The sequence below is a fragment of the Methanococcoides methylutens genome, assembly GCF_000765475.1.
GTDB lineage: Archaea > Halobacteriota > Methanosarcinia > Methanosarcinales > Methanosarcinaceae > Methanococcoides > Methanococcoides methylutens.
In genome coordinates this window covers 205,939-223,198 of the sequence record NZ_JRHO01000009.1, presented here as the reverse complement: position 1 = coordinate 223,198, position 17,260 = coordinate 205,939, and the positions used below count along the sequence as shown (strand labels likewise).

Below are 17,260 nucleotides of genomic sequence, written 5' to 3'. Positions count from 1 at the left end.
CGTATACATATGAAAGACAAAACAATTTGGATCAAAGCCGATAAAGGTGACTGGGAAGATCACAAGGACAGGATAACCACCGGACTGGAATCCGGTGCTAACTACGTTCTGGTAAACGCTGGTGAAGTCGAAAAAGTGAGAGAACTTGGCGACATAAAGGTTGCTGCTTTTGCTAATGACGATAAGTCAGGCGCTGACGTTGTGGTCGTCGGAAAAGGAGGAGAAGGCGATGGTACAAGACCTCTGTCCCCTGACCCCATCGGATCCCTTGACATGAGCACAGCCATCCGCTTAAAGGAAAAAGGCCTCACCGTAGGCGCATATGTAGTCATACAGAACAAGGCATACGAGGAATTTGCAGCACAGATCGGGAAGGAATGCGATTTCCTAATCATCGTCGGTACCGACTGGAAGGTTATTCCTCTTGAGAACCTTATCGCAGGCCTCCAGGACAGCAATGTGCAGATCATTGCCGGTGTCCGGGATGCTGATGAAGCAAAGCTCGCCCTTGAGACCATGGAGCATGGTTCAGAAGGTGTCCTGCTTGACAGTGAAGATCCCAATGCCATCAAGGCCACTGTTACAGTAGCCGAGAGCTCAGGTGTGGAAGCACTGGAACTCGTCGCTGCAAAAGTCACAAAGGTCGAACCTGTTGGAATGGGTGACCGCGTTTGTGTCGATACATGCAACATGATGACACGCGGTGAGGGAATGCTCGTAGGTTCCCAGGCAAGCGGTATGTTCCTTGTCCACTCCGAATCCGAGGAAAGCCCGTACGTGGCATCCAGGCCTTTCAGGGTAAACGCAGGAGCAGTGCATGCATACGTGAAGGTCGGCGACAAGACCAGATACCTCTCAGAACTCAAATCCGGTGATGATGTCACTATCGTTGATGCAAAGGGCAACCAGCGTGCAGGCATCGTCGGCAGGGTCAAGATCGAAAGACGCCCGCTTATGCTTGTTGAAGCAGAGGTAGATGGCAACATAATTAAGAACATACTCCAGAATGCCGAAACCATCAAACTCGTAGACACAAACGGTGAACCTATCTCCATTGCCGAGCTTAAGCCCGGAGATGAAGTAATGGTAAACTACGAGGGAGGAGCACGCCACTTCGGCATGAAGGTTGAAGAGACCATCATCGAGAAATGAGACATGGTCAGCATAGGTAATTTCGATCTGGATAAGAGGGCAGCCATTGTTGCAGCTATCAACGAGGACCCTCTGACACAGGCAAAAGCTGCTGCAGACATGGGTGCTGACATCCTTGAGATACGGCTTGACCTGCTCGGGATAAACACCCCCGAAAATGCAGCAGATATTCTCAAAAAGCTTCGATCTGACACAGAACTTCCATGTATTGCAACCAATCGGTTACAAACTGAAGGAGGAAACTGGGAAGGCTCAGAAGAAGACAGGTTAAACTTGCTTGAAGAGATACTTGTATTAACAGATGCAATTGATGTAGAGCTCAGTGCAGACCAACATCTTCGGGACAAGCTTGTAAAAAAGGCAAAGGAAGAAGGCAAAACTGTCATCATATCCTCCCACGATTTTGAGAGCACACCTGACAAAACAACTATCAGGAATATCCTTGAACGTTCAAAACAGGCAGGAGCCGATATCGCAAAGCTCGCAGTGATGCCAAACAGCATGCAGGACGTCCTTGACCTGCTCGAGGTCACATTAAGTGAGGATAACGTCTGCACCATCGCAATGGGACAGCTTGGAAAGCACACCCGGATCGTAGGACCATTTTATGGTTCCAAACTTACCTATGCGAGCGTATCAAGCGCTGTAGCACCCGGACAGTTGAAAGTACAGGAACTTAAAATAGCACTGGAGATGCTTCAATGAAACAGGTATTCGGAGTTATGGGAGATCCGATAGCCCATTCCCTCTCACCCATAATGCACAATGCAGCCTTCGAAGCTCTTGGAATGGACTGCACATTCCATGCATTCAAAGTAAAGCAGCAGGATCTTGGTGATGCCTTAAAAGGCGCACAGGCCATGGGATTTGGAGGATTGAACCTCACCGTCCCGTTAAAAGAGACTGCCATCGGGATTATTGAGACCGATGACCTGGCTGCAAGGATAGGAGCTGTCAATACCATCGATTTTAAGGACGGAATCAAAGGTTACAACACAGATGGCCTCGGTGCGCAGAAGACACTGGAAGATGCCGGGGTCGACATTCAGGACAAGAACGTACTGATCCTCGGTGCCGGAGGCGCTGCCAGGGCAATAGCCTTCACGTTCACAGAAGCAGGCGCAAAGGTTAACATTGCCAACAGAACCCCCGAAAGGGCAATGACCCTTGCAGCAGAGATCGGAAATGTCAACGGCTTCGGGCTGGACGTACTGGGCAGGTGCCTGGAAGATACAGATATACTCATCAATACAACAACAGTTGGAATGGACCCCTGCATAGGCGACACCATCGTCACCGCTGACCAGATGCATTCCGGCCTCACCGTTTTTGACGTCGTTTACAATCCATTGAAGACAAAATTGCTCAGGGAAGCCGAGGCTGCCGGAGCAAATCCAGTCACAGGCATCATGATGCTGGTCTACCAGGGTGCAGAAGCATTCCGCATATGGACCGGCGTGAAACCTCCCGTAGACATTATGAAAAAGGCTGTAATGGAGGCCCTTAAATTATGAAGATGCTCATAATCGGCGGTACCGGAGGAATGGGGCAGTGGTTTACGAAGTTCTTCCTAAATCACGGTTATGAGGTTATCGTATGGGGAAGCAGTGGCAAGACCGAGATCGCAGAACAGATGGGAGTGGAATTCGCCACCGACCTTGACAGGGAGATCCGGGAAGCTGATATCGTTATCATTACCGTACCAATAGACATCACTACAAGAGTCATCAAAGAGACCGCTCCTAAAATGAAGCCGGGAAGCCTGATAATGGACCTTACATCCATCAAGGCGGAGCCCGTCAATGCAATGAGGAAATACGCTCCTGAAAGCGTGGAGATCCTGGGAACACACCCAATGTTCGGACCTTCCATTCCGACACTACAGGGACAGATAGTCATAATGAGCCCCACAAAAGGACGTTGTGACAAATGGTTCCCAATAGTGCACGACCTCTTCGAACAAAACGGTGCACATATTGAGATCATTGACCCGCAGGAGCATGACCAGTTCGTCTCCGTGGTCCAGGGTCTGACACATTTTGCATACATAACCATCGGGACAACGTTCAAGAGCCTTGATTTCGACGTGAACAAGTCACGCCGGTTCATGAGCCCTGTATATGAGATAATGGTGGATTTCGTTGGCAGGATACTGGGACAAAACCCATACCTGTACGCCCATATCCAGATGAAGAACGACCAGGTGCTCAAAGTTCATGAGGCATTCATCAACGAATGCAATGTACTCTCGAACATCGTCCGACAAGAGGACACCGAAGCCTTCTGCAAAAAGATGACAGAGGCAGCTGCCCATTTCAAGGACACTGCGTCTGCACTGCACAGATCGGACAAACTGATCAATGCAAAGATAGCCGAGTTCGAGGAAATGATAGCCTCCGTCGGAAAAGAAAGAGGACTTTTGCATAACTACTCCGGAGTTACTCATGTTGGCATCATCGAAAAAGTCACACCCCGGACAGTAACGCTATCAAAGGGAGACAGGACCGTATCACTTAGAACAGAGAATATCCGGTTGCTTAACGATGCAGAACTGAAAAAGTGGAAGATCGATAACCTCACACATCATGCCCGGGACATCTCGGTCCTGATACCTGTCGGAGCAGATCCACAGACCATCGAGAAGGTCATCGATTGTGATGAGAGGATAGTTTCTGTCAGCATCATTGACACATACTCAGGCATATCCGATGACAGGCTCAGTGTCACATACCGCATCAACATACTTGGAGACCTGCCTGCTGCAGAGGTGCAGAAAGACATCGAAGAACTCTTTGTCGGCCTTGGTTGCGGAATAAGGGGTCAGAACCCCATCTGATATTTATGCAATGAGAACAAATTTAATATTCCATTTAAACTGATCGCGGTGATCTTTTGAAAAAGACTGAAAATTTGCAAACTGCCAACATGCTTCCCGGAGGTATCGAAAAATACCTTCGATTCTACAAAATGGGACTTCTGATAATCTCCATTTTCGGTATATACCTGGGTATTTCAGGACTTTACCTTATTATTGTGGATAATAATTACATATCAGGCATCTCATTGTTCCTGGCAGCACTCCTGCTATCACCACCACCTATCGGAATATCCAACATGGTTGCACGCAACCTTCACCTGGAACTTACCATGGGAATTAAAGTAGGATTCTCATCACTGTTGTTATTGATCGGATGGTATTTCCTAGAAGGATAAATAATAAATTTAAAAAAAGAGATGCCATAAGGCATCACTTACTTCTTTTTACAATAATTCTATTAAGGTATCAGATCAGGCTTACAAGATCCTCAAGCGCAGCCTTTGGGTCTTTAGCCTTTACGATACCGGATGCCAGGAGAACTCCAACAGAACCGAGTTCCATTGCAGCCTTAAGGTCTTCTCCTTTTGAGATACCTGCACCGCAGAGCACCTTCACATCAGCATCGATACCCTCAACGGCAGTAACTGAACCTCTTACGACCTCAGGATCTGCTTTTGAAACAGGAATACCTGAACCGATAAGTTCCGGTGGTTCCACTGCAACGAAGTCAGGCCCCAGTGCTGCTGCTGCTGCTGTCGTAGCAATGTTATTGGTACACACTATCGTGCGAAGACCAATATCTTTTGCAGCGGTAATGGATGCTTCAATGTCCGCAAGGTTCAGGCGGCGCTCGGAGTGATTGATAAGTGTACCGACTGCACCGGCGTCCCTGACGCATCTTGCAAAAACATGACCTGTGAAACTTCCGGCACCAACACCATCAATATGCTGTGAGTACACCGGCACATCCACCTGTGATGCAACTCTGTAGACATCACAAAGCTGAGGTGCCACTGCGATCTCGATGCCACTTTCCTCGCCTACAGCCCTGCATGCCTCAGCGATCCTGACAGCACCTTCTCCGGTACCTTCAAGATAGGTCTTCAGATTCAATACGATCAATGGTTTCATTCATACCCCACCATAAAAAAGGGAACGTGCGAAGAAACGCACGCTTAGAAATCGGTCATTACTCTGAACTGGTCGATCTCAGGCTTGTTCAGGCCTTCAATGAACTGGTCAGCTGCCTGCTTGATGTCCTTGGAGTTGGTGATAGCCCTTCCAACAACGAGTATGTCAGCCCCTGCGCCAAGTGCAGCGGAGATAGTGTCAACGCGTACACCGCCTGCAACTGCTACAAGGATCTTCTTGTTGCGCTTCTCACCGATTGCCTTGATACCCTCGATACTGCCCCATGCGTGAGCAGTCTCTTCGATATCGATCGCACGGTGAAGTTCGACAACATCAGGAAGCTCGTCAAGCTGTTCAAGTACAGCTACAGGGTCTGGCTGGTTCAGTGTGTCCATGACAGCAGAGATACCGGTCTTGTGTGCTTCTGCGATAGCTTTGTTAAGTGTTGCAATAGGTGCAAGTGCGGAAACCACAATAGCATCTGCGGTTGCATCTGCGACCATACGTGCCTCAAGGTTACCTGTATCAAGTGTCTTAAGGTCAGCAACGATGAATGCGTCAGGTTTGATCTCACGCAGCTTGGTGATTACGTCCACACCATAGCGTTTGATAAGAGGTGTACCTGCTTCCAGGATAAGGTGGTCGCTCTTTGGAAGCTGCTTGACGACATTGCGGATAGCATCGATGTTTGGATTGTCAAGTGCAACCTGCAGGTATGGAGCATCCCAAAGCCTTGATACCTTGAATCCCATAATTGCGTGTGAGGACTTGTCCTTCTCTTCGAGCACAGTGTCGATGGATGGGAAATTGTCCAGTGCGCGCTTAAGAGCAAGTTTTGTAGCACCGTAGTTGTACCTGAAGATACGGTTGTAGTCAACAGCCTGTGGATGGATGAATACGCTTGCGATGATCACAAGGTCTTCAGCCTGGTCTTTCGGGACAATGCCTTCTTCCACTGCATCAGCAATAGCCTTAGCAACAGCTGCCTGAGCAGGACCAAATATCTGTGAGGCCTGGTCCATGTTCTTCACTGTCACTTTTGGAACGATCAGTGTAGATGGCTTTGTGGGTAAGTTCGGGCGGATGACGGAAAGAAGAGGAGTGTGACCTGCTGAAAGCTGGGTCATGCCTGTTGCGAACGCCTGTCCGACAGGTCCCTCCTTGTCCCCGATCATAAGATCGACGTGTGCGAGTTCTGGTGCCTCGCCAATTAGTGCTTCTCCAATAAACATCATAGTTATCAATCCGCTAAATTGCCATGACTATATATATCAGTTCTGATGAGATGAACTGTTGCAAATTCTAAAAAAGGCAGATGTTGCCTTAAAGTATTATATAATAATGAGAACAATAGAATATTGTGATCATTGATATATACAACCAGCTTATCAAAAAAAGGAACCTCACAGCATTGTATGTTCTTTCTGCCATAGTAATAACATACTTTGCAAGCTGGTTTCCCGATTTTGAGAACCTCATCGGCATAGAGGGAGCAAGGATAAGTTCGGTAGTATCTTTTGGTGCATTGAATGGAATGCTACTTGGCCCCTTTTGGGGAGTGATCGCATCCTTTACCGCTATTATGGGCCATACCTTAGTAAGAGGAGGAGGTAGCCCAGACACATTCCACCTACTTACCCCTTTCTTTGTGGCAATGTCCTCGGCGGTGGCCGGTCTTTGTATCACAAAGAGAGAAAAGGCTGCAATGGCAATTTTCGGGGTTCTTATACTGCTTTGGTACATCACACCCCTCGGAAGGACCGTATACTACTACCCGTGGTTCCACGTTATCACCCTTGGAGCCTTCCTCGTATTCAACTACAAATTAAAGGACAGGAAAGAGAACCTGTTCAAATTCATATTCCTGCTTCTTGCAGCACTTATGGCAATCCTGGCAGACCATCTTGCAGGCAGCATAAGTGCAGCAATACTCTTTGACCTGCCACCTCAGATGTTTGTATCGGTCATCACTATCTATCCTATCGAAAGGATGACACTTGCATTGGCAGCAGCTTCGATAATGTATCTGCTGATAATATCACTTCAGAACACGCTCATGGAATCGGACACATTCCATGAAAATATTCAAGATGCAAAAAAGGATGACATCCTGAACTATGTGAATGAAGTGAAGGATATGCTTGAAAAAGACAAAAAATGAGTTAATCACTTATGGAAAAGCACTCTTCGATGTTCTTAACAACTGTGAAAACAGCTTTTGAAAAAAGATTTTCCGGATCTGTGACCACCAATACTTCTGAATCGCCCCTCAGGGCAATATCACAAAGGCAGGGTATTGATGCCAGTAAAGGAACCTCCGAATTGGTCATACCGGATATTGAGATCGGATCCTTTTCATGGCACTTATTCATAATGACACCGTAATCTTTGTCAAGCGGGATATAAATACCATCAATTATCTGCTCCATATATTTCTGGTGAGACCTTTCAGGCCTAGTCACCATTATTACATAATCCGCTGCAGCTATTGCATTAACCGATGTGAAATCCACACCGGGACCTGTATCGATGATAAGCACATCTATTCCGGAAGAGAACAGATCATTCTTTATGCCCATGATGATCTTCAGGGCCTTTGACTGCCATTTACGATCCTTGCCCGAGATCTCACGAACTGCATCGATGTCAGGATTGCAATAGCCCACAGATAACTTGCCAGGTGCTACTGAGTCATCAACGACCTCAACGATCGCATCCATGATGCCACATTTACCATCAAGGACATCGTTCAGCCAGCAGTTAGAATCAGGAAACATATAATTAAAAACACTTGGAGCCTTAAGATCGGCATCAAGGAGACATACGCTCTTCCCTGTGGATGCATATGCAAATGCAAGGTTGATAGAAAAAGAGGTTTTACCTGAACCGCCTTTTGATGAATGTACCGCGATACTTTTTCCCATTTATATCCCCTATGAGCACATATTATTCTTATGAGATATGACGATAAACTTCTATATAATAGTATTTCATAGAAATTTTGCGTTTAAATCAAACATACTTGATTTGTATTGATATGAAATGATTATTGAGCAGTATTGCACATTAATATACATTACATATGAGTGCATAGATCTCCGGACAACATAAGAACAATTATTTGCCCAGACCTTCCCCTATACTAAAGTAAACTTTTCTGCCTGAACGATTTTTAACAACGTGTCCCATCCTCACAAGCTGATTCAGGTAATTGCTCTCTACAGCACGTTCCTTATGGGTTTTCTCTGCAAGGTCTTCAGCGGTTGCCGACCCCAGTTCAAAGAGAGCTGTTGCTGTCGCACGCAGATGATCAGGAAGTGTGAGCAGTGTCATTACATCCAGTACATCAAAGATACCGTCATCCGACTCTTTCACAGATGTACCCTGCATAAGGATACGATCCAGCTTCCCACTGATCTCCTTCAAAAGTTTCACGATCTCTTCGTTGGAATCATCAATGGCCATTTTGACATCACCGAGTAATTATTACAACATTCTTGGCCCTATCAGAATGATAGGCTTATAGTGGAATATACCAAACTATATTATAAATGTATTGAAGAGTTACAGAAATACAATATTTTTGACTTTCTTACAGATCTGCCGGACAAAGATCAAATTTCCTTTGACATATAAACACCATCACGATGATATCCGAACTTGCGATAGTACTCCCTTACACCGATCCCGCTGATAATAGAGATCTTCGAATAGCCTGCCTCCAAAGCCATTTTCTCTGCATTCTCAAGAAGTTCCGCACCATATCCGCGATGCTGCCAGTCAGTCCTGCTCGCATCCCTGCCCACAGGTACCATGGAGCCATAAACATGCAACTCCCTCACAAGGGCAGCATCCTGTAGCTCATCCCTGTGAGGAGAGTTCGGGAAACGCAACCTCAGGAAACCTATCAGGATATCGTTCGTCATATCTTCAAATGAGATGAAATGCTCTTTCCCGCCACAGGAGTCGTAGCTCTCTACTATGAGCTCAATGCTTTCCGGATCTGGTTCATTGCCCTTGAGGACATTGTGACCGACCTCTCTGCATCGGATACACCGGCACCTACCACCCCTCGCTTCCAGCCGCTCCTTTGCAAGCTGACGGATGTTGCTCTTTCTCACGCCTGCAATGATCTGAGGAGAAGGGATATCCCTCTGTATGCGCTGCATCCTCACCCATTTTGGCAGTATGGCCTTGATGTCTGCAAGAAGCTCCGTAGCAGCCTCATCGTCCAAAGCTTCATATTCACCCTTTAGCCACATCTCGTGGAGCTGTGTGCCCTCTGTGACAAGAGTGGGGTATATCTTCAGGTAATCAGGCATGAACCTGCTGTCCGTAAAAAGTTTCTTAAAGCCCCGAAGATCCCTTGCAGAATCCATTCCCGGAAGATGGGGCATCATATGGAAACCGACCTTAAGCGCACTATCCCGGAGGACCCGGTTGGACTCCACAGTCTCCTGCACCGTGTGCCCCCTCCTCATCCTCTCAAGCACAAAATCATATACACTCTGGACACCGATCTCGACCTTTGTGGCACCCAGTGCCAGCATACGGTCTACGTGCCCTAAATCCGTCCAGTCAGGACGAGTCTCAAAAGTAATACCCGTGTTCCTGATAGCTGCAATCTCATTGGCCTTTTGGACAGCCTCTACCGTCACATACGGCTGGGTCTTTCCGATAAGTTGCACATCATCACGCCACTCAGTCCCGGAAAAATCGTTCATCGCCTCAAGGCAACGCTTTGTGAACCATTCCTGATAATCAATAGCCCGGGCTGAAAATGTCCCGCCCATGACGATAAGCTCTGCTTTATCGACCTCATGCCCGATCTGCTTTAGCTGGGACAGACGACCTGAAACGATCCGATAGGGATCATACTCATGCTGCATGGCCCGCATTGTAGCCGGTTCCCTACCCATATAGCTCTGAGGAGAATTGAATGTAGAATTAGGGCCTCCCGGACATGGCACACAAACACCGTGAGGACAGGCACAGGGAGAGGTCATGGCAGCGATCACCGCAACACCTGAGATGGTACGGACCGGTTTGCGGCGAAGGGAATCACGTACCTTTTTTTGTTCCTCTTCAGTCCCCACCATTATCAGGTCCGGGTTCTTTGGAAGGGTGGAGAGCCTGAACTCCTTGCTGACAGCTTTTTTTGCCTCATTTAGTTCCAGATTACCAGATACCTTACCCTCAAGTACCATATCCAGCAACTTTCGGCATGCAGCCCTGAAATTTCCATCCTCTTGAGATGTCATGATAAATACCCGATTCAGTAGAGTTCCGTAACAAGTGATTCCAGATGGATCCTTGCGTTCGCGCTGTCGATGATCATTGCATCTGCATCTGCGATCCTGCGGACCGCTTTTGCGATCTCGTATTCAGCACGGTCCGATTTTACCACCACAGAATGTAACTGCTGCAGGACCTCGTCCCCGGTAAAACCTTCCTCAATGAGAAGAGTGTCGATCAGTTTCCTCGCTTTCACGAACTCATGATCAATAGCTGCAGAATGAAGTTCTGTCACGTTGTCAGAAACCTCGCAGAGAGATTCCTCGTATAGTAACTCACCTGTGATCTCTGCATCTGGCTTGCTCATATTAGCAAACTGAAGTGTCAGCAAAGCCTTTGAGACATTGCCACCTGCATAGTACATAAGGGCATCAAGACCATCCTCAGAAATGGAAATTTCCTCTTGTTCCGTAATTGAAATTATATACGACCTTAGCACCTCATCGGGAACATAAGTAAAGAATAGCTCCAGCCCTCTTGACCGCAGAGGGGATATCAGCTTTGAAGGCTGAGTAGTGGACAGGATGAACCTGCATGTGCGAGTATACTTTTCCATTATACGACGCAAGGCATGCTGTGCACTGGTATCCAGAGACTCAACACTGTCGATGAAGATTATCTTGAAATCCGCATCAATTGAACCCATCCCTGCAAATTCATTGATCACGGTCTTGAAGATGGAAATGACACTGGAGTAGATCTTCTTCGGGTCATCCGTCCCTATGATATGAGTGAAGCGCTTATCACGAACAAGATAGCGCTTTCCCTGATCAAAGAAATCGGAAGCATTGAAGTATGTGAAATTGTTCTCGTAGCTATCCCCGTACAGTTCACGTGCCAGAGCAAAGGCAGTTGAAGACTTGCCAGAGTTTACCGGACCGTGAAACACCAGATGGGGCAGATTGCCTGAACGGACAAGCTGGTCAAGGGCATTGAGGGAATTCTCATTGCCCAGAACATCCTTAAGCATCTCTGGTCGGTATTTAACAGTCCACATGTCCTTCATCATTAACACCTCTTAAGCAACAGATCACTCTGCTTCATCGAGAACTACCTTTATGACCTTACCATATACCGGCCTTGCGATAAGCACACCTATTAGCACACCGATGATGGTGGTAATGGCAAATCCTTTGAGTGCACCAAATCCCATGACGACCAATGGTGACATTGCAATGGTAGTTGTCGCAGCTGCTGCAAAGATTATAGCGAATGCTTTTGTGATCCTTTCAAGATATACTTTTGTGGAAGGGAGTTTGCCTTCGTAGAGCACCTCATCGGTAATGATCACAAGGTGATCGATACCGGTACCTATCGCAGCAATAATACCCGCGATAGCAGGGAGGTCAAGTTGCCAGTTGATCGTTGCTGCGACTCCAAGGATCATGATAAGTTCACAGATGGAGGTTCCCACCATTGGAAGCAGGATCTCTTTCTTGCCATATCTTCTAAACACGACCAGAGCCACTGCAAGAAGTGCAAAAAGCCCGGCAAATAAAGCCTGTTTCTTGAACTGGGCACCCAAAGCCGCATCCACCTGTCCGGAACCCATGAGGACCACGTTCACAGGTAACGCACCTGCACGCAGGTGTATCTGGAGCTCCTCTGCCTCTGACTTGCTTTCCTCATCAGGACCGCTTGAAGCTTCCCAGGAATAGATCGGGACCTCTGTGAGCCTTGTAGCTGCTGAATAACTTAACGGGGCACCATATATCTCATTGTCATCAAGATACATGTAGAGCCAGTGTGAGTTCGGATCGGTGGTCGCACCAGTCTCAATGGCGATCTTCTGCAGGGCAAGGGCACCTTCTTCATTAAGAGTGAAAGGAGTATGCCACTGGCCGTCGTGGAAGGTCACAACACCGACCTTCTCGATCGCATCACCATATAGTACATGGGCAGTCCCATTGTCCTGTGTCTGTACCCGGATCTCGAACTTACCGGGTTTTTCAACGATCTCCTTTGCGGTTGTAAGATCGGTCCCTGCAAAATCAATAAGGATGTAATCCTCACCCACGGTACGTACAGGTATGTCCTTAAGACCAAGTGAGTTCAGCTTGTCACTGAGAATATCACGGGTCAGGTCACGGGTCTCGGTCCTTACACCTTCACGGTATATCGAAGTGCCATCTGCTTCTGTCAGAATGGAACCGCCTACTGCATCCATCAGGACCTGAAGACCCTCCTGTGAGATCTCTTTACGGATCTCGTACTCAACAGAGTCACCAAGAGAGAGAGGAATAACCTCAGCATCAAGTGAATCGGAAAGATACTGGGTGATAAGCATCTGCTTGCTAGTATAAAGAATGATCTCGGAAGTGTTCCCCGAATAACTGACATCGGATTCACCGATACCTGCAAGGTCCATCTGGAGATCTGAAACATATACATCAGTTGTAAATACAACAGTACTGCCAACGGAAGAATAACCACTTCCTGTATGTCCTGTAACACTTTTCACATCAATGGATGAACCGATAACAGGTTCAATAATGGCAGGCACTGTCTGTGAAATATCAGCATCTAACTGGGCCACAGCACCCTGCAATCTGATCTGGAGCCATGAACCGCCTTCAAGGTCAAGTCCGTAATTGAGATCTGTAGTTGCACCCTCATCAGAGGAGTACCATGGATGTATCATGACAACTGAGAACAGTACCGCTGCTATCAGTAACCATACGCGAATATCGCTTTTCAGGCCTTTCTTTACTTCTTCTTCCCTCATGCCCTTCGCCCCCTTGGGTTGCTGCGGTTGACATGCCACCTCAGTATACCTGTGTTAAGCAGCCATGTGTTCATGATATCGGCAACCAGACCGAATATCAGTACAATGGATATATCGGAAAGCAGATTGACCTGGGAAGCTGACGATGTCACAAGGTATGAGAATGTGGATACGATATACATCACCACAAGAGCTGCAAGTGTTGTGGTGGTCATGGTAAGACCGGTATGCATTGCCCTTCCGATGTTCTCATTAACGGTACCTCTTCTCTTCAGCACACGTGTTGTCAGCAGTATATCACTGTCCACCGAGTAACCGATAAGCATCAACAAAGCTGCCACGGTACCAAGAGAAAGTTCAATTCCGACCACGTTCATGAAACCGACAGCTATAGCAATATCAGAGACTGCAGAAAGCACTACTGCGATAGATGGGACAGCGGTCCTGAAGATAAGGAACACGACTATCGCCATTCCGAGGAATGAAAGACCAATTGCTTTCAATGCCTGGGACTGAAGCTCTTTTCCGTATAGTGCACCGATCTGCTTGATCTCAACGTTCGAATACTTTGAAGTTATATCCTTTTCGAGCTCTTTCTGATCTTCACTGTCCATGGGACCAAACTGCAAAATAGCACGGTCTCCTGCTTTACGGGCATCATCCAATGAATAATCGGAATATGCCTGCTCGAGAACATCTGCGGTTTCCTGCGTCTCGAAAGCTATCATGGTACCACCCTCAAACTCAAGTCCGAGCTTTACAGGTGCACCTGTGCTTGAAAATACTACAACCGACACCAAAAGTGCGAGTGCCAGAACTACGAGAGGAATGGTGACAAGCTGTTTGTCATCACGCCCCCTTATGAATGAATCAAGATATTCGGTTAGGATTGATCCCATTTTTTGATGCTCCGTTATCAGAAAAGATATCAAATATCAATATCTGGTTTATGTCCAATTCATACACTACAACTTATATATACTACTTGCTGTTTTCTTTTCATACATGACTGAAAGACCATCAATTGATGAATATTTTCTGGAGATCGCAGAGGTGGTCTCAAAGCGTTCCACCTGTCTGAGAAACAAGGTAGGAGCTGTCATTGTCCGTGATAAAAGGATACTTTCGACCGGTTACAACGGTGCTCCCAGCAACATGGAACACTGCCTTGAGATCGGTTGTATCAGGCAGCAGAACAATATTGCATCCGGCACCAGGCATGAGAAATGCCGGGCAGTGCACGCAGAGCAAAATGCCATCATACAGGCAGCACTTCATGGGGTAGGGATAGGAGGAGCAACTGTATACTGTACACACCAGCCCTGCATACTGTGCGCAAAAATGATAATAAATTCCAACATAAAAAGGGTAGTCTTCAGCACAAAATACCCTGATACCGACACCCCGGAGTTCTTCGCTGCTGCCGGTGTCGAAATGGTGAACCTTCAGTCAGAGGACTGACGAAGGCACCTTAATCCTTTTCTTATTATATCCTCATTATCAGGACGGTACATCTCTTTTACACTCACATCGTCCTTCGTATGATATTCAAAACCACGCACTATCACCACAGGGATCCCCCCTGCAGCCTCGCCCATCAGCAGGTTTGCAGCCCCTGCGAGCTCATCCGCAACCGCTTCCTCAGTGATCTCAAGCTCTTTTCCAAAGAGGTCCTTCTCCCCCTGCCAGTTCCTGATAGGATGCATGTGATAGACACCAACTGCAACACCGGTCTGCCCTATCTTAAAAGCCCTTCCGTTGGTATCTGTAATTATCACGCTCACATCCCTGCCACAAAGATCGGCTATTCTCTTGCCTATACCCTTCGCAGAAGCATCTGGATCGTGTGGAAGTTCCAGAAGATAATCCGTATCCACATTGGAATCATCAATACCGGCATTGATACTCACATGCCCATTGAGGTTCTCCACAAGTAACAAAGGGAATTCAATTATCACATCAGAGCTTCTGTCGAGAACCAGCTGCACAAGAACAGGATCCTTGCCTAGTCTCTTTGCAATATTTATTGCACGCTGGGATGGCACCACATCACTTTTCTGCACCATTGCCCCTTCGGCCTTTGCTACAATAGTAGAAGCGATCACCACAGAATCATGGTCCTCAAGTTCCGCACGTTCACATATCATAGCCGCAAGGTCATCTCCCTTTTTGATAAGCGGCAAACCATCTATGGCAAACAGTTCCATCCTCAATATGATACCTCAGAAGGTGAAATGGCATCAAAAATAAATAATACTATCCATATAGACAGACTCGCGGCGATGATGAGAGTTACCCCGACCGAGCAAAATATGACGAAAAACTCTGACTGATGCCGCAAACAAACCAATGTTCGGGATTAAAAAAGAAGAATGATCGATCACTCGATCATGATCTTCGGCTTTTCTTCGATCTTTGCCTTTGGAAGTGTGATCGTCAGCACACCATTCTCAAGTTTTGCCTTCGCATCTTCATCAGTAACGTTCGATGGAAGGACAGCAGATCTTGAGAACCGACTATAGGTACGTTCCCTCTGAGTGTAACCTTCTTCCTCAGATTCACTTTCCTTTTTGCACTCTGCGCTGATCTCAATAATGTTGTCTCTCACACTCACATCGATGTCTTTCTTGTCAACACCTGGCAGATCAGTAGTAACGATGACATTGTCACCTTCTTCCCTGATATCCATCAGAGGAGCAATTGATCTTCCCTCAGGCCAACCTCCGAAAGGAGAAACCTCCCTGAATAACTGGTTGAGATGTTCCTGTGTCTGCCTTATCTCTTCAAATGGATCCCAGCGGGATAATCCAGAGGGACCCCTACGTGTTAAACCAAATTTCATTCATTTCCACTCCTAAAAATTTAAGCAACAGAATATATGACAAATACGCATAAAAAGGTAACGGATATAAAAAAATAATAAGCAGGAAGCTTATGCCTGCTTTGCCTTATCGATAAGCATCTGAACAATATCGCACCCTCGAACAATGCCAAGAGAACCTTCTTTCATGGAATCCTCATCAAATGTTTCCACACTGTCGGCCTCGTTCTCCAGAGTTGAATAAATGAGGAACGGGACAGGATCGGATGTATGGGTCCTGAGGACGAGAGGTGTCGGATGGTCCGGAAGTACGACTATCATGTAATCATCATCACCCTCTTTTGCAGCACGCAGAACGGTGCCTACGACCTTCTCATCGAAATCCTCGATCGCCTGTATCTTGGCACCCAGATCTCCCATGTGGCCTGCTTCATCAGGAGCTTCAACATGCACCACAACAATATCCCTATCCTTCAGGGATTCCATGGCATATTCCGCCTTACCAACATAATTGGTGTCAAGATACCCGGTTGCACCCGGAACATCGATAATGTCAAGACCGGCATATATGCCAAGACCCTTTATCAGGTCCACAGCCGAGATAACGGAACCTGTGAGACCGTAGAGCTCATCAAATGTCCGGAAGGAGGGTGCATAACCCTGACCCCAGAACCAGATGGCATTTGCAGGATTCTTGCCTTCCTTTCTTCTCTTTTCATTGACAGGATGATTCTCAAGTATTGATATCGACTCTTCGATCAGCCTGCACAGGACATCACTGCCATCTCCTTTTGGCATATGGACCATCCGTTCCCCGCCTATCACATCATGAGGTGGAGTACAGTCTGCCTTAGCACCAAGATCATTGGACGCAACAAGCAAATGCCTGTAACTTATACCCGGATAGAACCTCAGCTCATCGGTCCCAAGCTCACCATCAATGGTTTCCATAAGCTCCCGGGCTTCTTCGCTTGTTATGTGGCCTGCACTGTGATCTGCAATATGATCATCATTTATTGTGATAAGGTTGCACCTGAACGCAACATCGTTCTTCTCCAGTGGAATACCCATACTGGCAGCCTCAAGCGGAGCACGACCTGAATAATAGACATCAGGATCATAACCCATAACTGACATATTCGCAACATCACTTCCCGGAGGCAAGCCTTCAGGAACATTGATAGCAAGTCCGGCAAGACCATTTTTGGTCATGTAGTCCATGTTAGGAGTACTGGAACTCTGAAGAACCGTCTTACCGCCCAGCTCATCCATGGAAAAATCTGCCATTCCGTCGCCGATGAGAATAATATATTTCAAT

18 protein-coding genes are annotated in these 17,260 nt (G+C 47.0%); 7 read left to right on the top strand and 11 right to left on the bottom strand.

Annotation, left to right across the window (positions count from 1 at the left end):
* The first annotated feature begins 9 nt into the window (after positions 1-9).
* From LI82_RS03530 to LI82_RS03510, 5 genes are read left to right on the top strand one after another with little or no spacing between them, the layout of a single operon-like run.
* Entirely contained in the window at positions 10-1,152 is a 1,143-nt protein-coding gene (locus LI82_RS03530; RefSeq protein WP_048193561.1) for a 3-dehydroquinate synthase II, read from the top strand.
* 3 nt (positions 1,153-1,155) lie between these two features.
* On the top strand, positions 1,156-1,857 hold the full coding sequence (gene aroD, locus LI82_RS03525; RefSeq protein WP_048193560.1) for a type I 3-dehydroquinate dehydratase: 702 nt from the start codon (positions 1,156-1,158) through the stop codon (positions 1,855-1,857).
* Positions 1,854-2,666: a shikimate dehydrogenase gene (locus LI82_RS03520; RefSeq protein ID WP_048193559.1), complete on the top strand. Its 813-nt coding sequence runs from the start codon at positions 1,854-1,856 to the stop codon at positions 2,664-2,666. Before aroD ends, LI82_RS03520 begins: the two co-directional genes overlap by 4 nt.
* Positions 2,663-3,988 (top strand): prephenate dehydrogenase, encoded by a 1,326-nt coding sequence (locus tag LI82_RS03515; RefSeq protein WP_048193558.1) that lies wholly within the window; start codon positions 2,663-2,665, stop codon positions 3,986-3,988. Before LI82_RS03520 ends, LI82_RS03515 begins: the two co-directional genes overlap by 4 nt.
* 56 nt (positions 3,989-4,044) lie before the next feature.
* Positions 4,045-4,365, top strand: coding sequence for a hypothetical protein (locus tag LI82_RS03510; protein WP_236622654.1), 321 nt, complete (start codon positions 4,045-4,047; stop codon positions 4,363-4,365).
* A gap of 70 nt (positions 4,366-4,435) precedes the next feature.
* On the opposite strand, the gene tpiA is transcribed toward LI82_RS03510, so the two are convergent.
* Both tpiA and LI82_RS03500 read right to left on the bottom strand, forming a co-directional pair.
* Entirely contained in the window at positions 4,436-5,101 is a 666-nt protein-coding gene (gene tpiA, locus LI82_RS03505; RefSeq protein WP_048193557.1) for a triose-phosphate isomerase, read from the bottom strand.
* 44 nt (positions 5,102-5,145) lie between these two features.
* Positions 5,146-6,336, bottom strand: coding sequence for a bifunctional 5,6,7,8-tetrahydromethanopterin hydro-lyase/3-hexulose-6-phosphate synthase (locus LI82_RS03500; RefSeq protein ID WP_048193556.1), 1,191 nt, complete (start codon positions 6,334-6,336; stop codon positions 5,146-5,148).
* Positions 6,337-6,461: 125 nt separating this feature from the next.
* On the opposite strand from LI82_RS03500, the gene LI82_RS03495 reads away from it, so the two are divergent.
* The gene (locus tag LI82_RS03495; protein WP_048193555.1) at positions 6,462-7,262 is read left to right on the top strand and encodes a hypothetical protein; all 801 of its coding nucleotides are present in this window, start codon (positions 6,462-6,464) and stop codon (positions 7,260-7,262) included.
* Position 7,263: 1 nt separating this feature from the next.
* On the opposite strand, the gene LI82_RS03490 is transcribed toward LI82_RS03495, so the two are convergent.
* From LI82_RS03490 to LI82_RS03465, 6 genes are all read right to left on the bottom strand, one after another.
* The gene (locus LI82_RS03490) at positions 7,264-8,025 is read right to left on the bottom strand and encodes a tyrosine-protein kinase family protein (RefSeq protein WP_048193554.1); all 762 of its coding nucleotides are present in this window, start codon (positions 8,023-8,025) and stop codon (positions 7,264-7,266) included.
* A gap of 193 nt (positions 8,026-8,218) precedes the next feature.
* Positions 8,219-8,566, bottom strand: coding sequence for a hypothetical protein (locus tag LI82_RS03485; protein ID WP_048193553.1), 348 nt, complete (start codon positions 8,564-8,566; stop codon positions 8,219-8,221).
* A 149-nt stretch (positions 8,567-8,715) separates the two neighbouring features.
* Positions 8,716-10,362: a tRNA uridine(34) 5-carboxymethylaminomethyl modification radical SAM/GNAT enzyme Elp3 gene (locus LI82_RS03480; protein ID WP_048193552.1), complete on the bottom strand. Its 1,647-nt coding sequence runs from the start codon at positions 10,360-10,362 to the stop codon at positions 8,716-8,718.
* A gap of 14 nt (positions 10,363-10,376) precedes the next feature.
* Entirely contained in the window at positions 10,377-11,402 is a 1,026-nt protein-coding gene (locus tag LI82_RS03475) for an AAA family ATPase (RefSeq protein WP_048193551.1), read from the bottom strand.
* 24 nt (positions 11,403-11,426) lie between these two features.
* Complete coding sequence (locus LI82_RS03470; protein ID WP_048193550.1) at positions 11,427-13,121, bottom strand: preprotein translocase subunit SecD; 1,695 nt, start codon at positions 13,119-13,121, stop codon at positions 11,427-11,429.
* The gene (locus LI82_RS03465; protein ID WP_048193549.1) at positions 13,118-14,020 is read right to left on the bottom strand and encodes a protein translocase subunit SecF; all 903 of its coding nucleotides are present in this window, start codon (positions 14,018-14,020) and stop codon (positions 13,118-13,120) included. The genes LI82_RS03470 and LI82_RS03465 overlap by 4 nt, the downstream gene beginning before the upstream one ends.
* Before the next feature lie 106 nt (positions 14,021-14,126).
* On the opposite strand from LI82_RS03465, the gene LI82_RS03460 reads away from it, so the two are divergent.
* A complete protein-coding gene (locus LI82_RS03460) occupies positions 14,127-14,582 on the top strand; it encodes a deoxycytidylate deaminase (RefSeq protein ID WP_048193548.1) in 456 nt (151 codons plus the stop codon).
* Here LI82_RS03460 and LI82_RS03455 read toward each other — a convergent pair.
* The 3 genes from LI82_RS03455 to LI82_RS03445 form a co-directional block, all read right to left on the bottom strand.
* Positions 14,567-15,334, bottom strand: a complete 768-nt coding sequence (locus tag LI82_RS03455; protein ID WP_048193547.1) for a coenzyme F420-0:L-glutamate ligase — start codon at positions 15,332-15,334, stop codon at positions 14,567-14,569. The genes LI82_RS03460 and LI82_RS03455 overlap by 16 nt on opposite strands.
* Before the next feature lie 167 nt (positions 15,335-15,501).
* Positions 15,502-15,963, bottom strand: coding sequence for an Hsp20/alpha crystallin family protein (locus LI82_RS03450; RefSeq protein WP_048193546.1), 462 nt, complete (start codon positions 15,961-15,963; stop codon positions 15,502-15,504).
* 90 nt (positions 15,964-16,053) lie between these two features.
* The gene (locus LI82_RS03445) at positions 16,054-17,259 is read right to left on the bottom strand and encodes a cofactor-independent phosphoglycerate mutase (protein WP_048193545.1); all 1,206 of its coding nucleotides are present in this window, start codon (positions 17,257-17,259) and stop codon (positions 16,054-16,056) included.
* Between the last annotated feature and the right edge of the window lies 1 nt (position 17,260).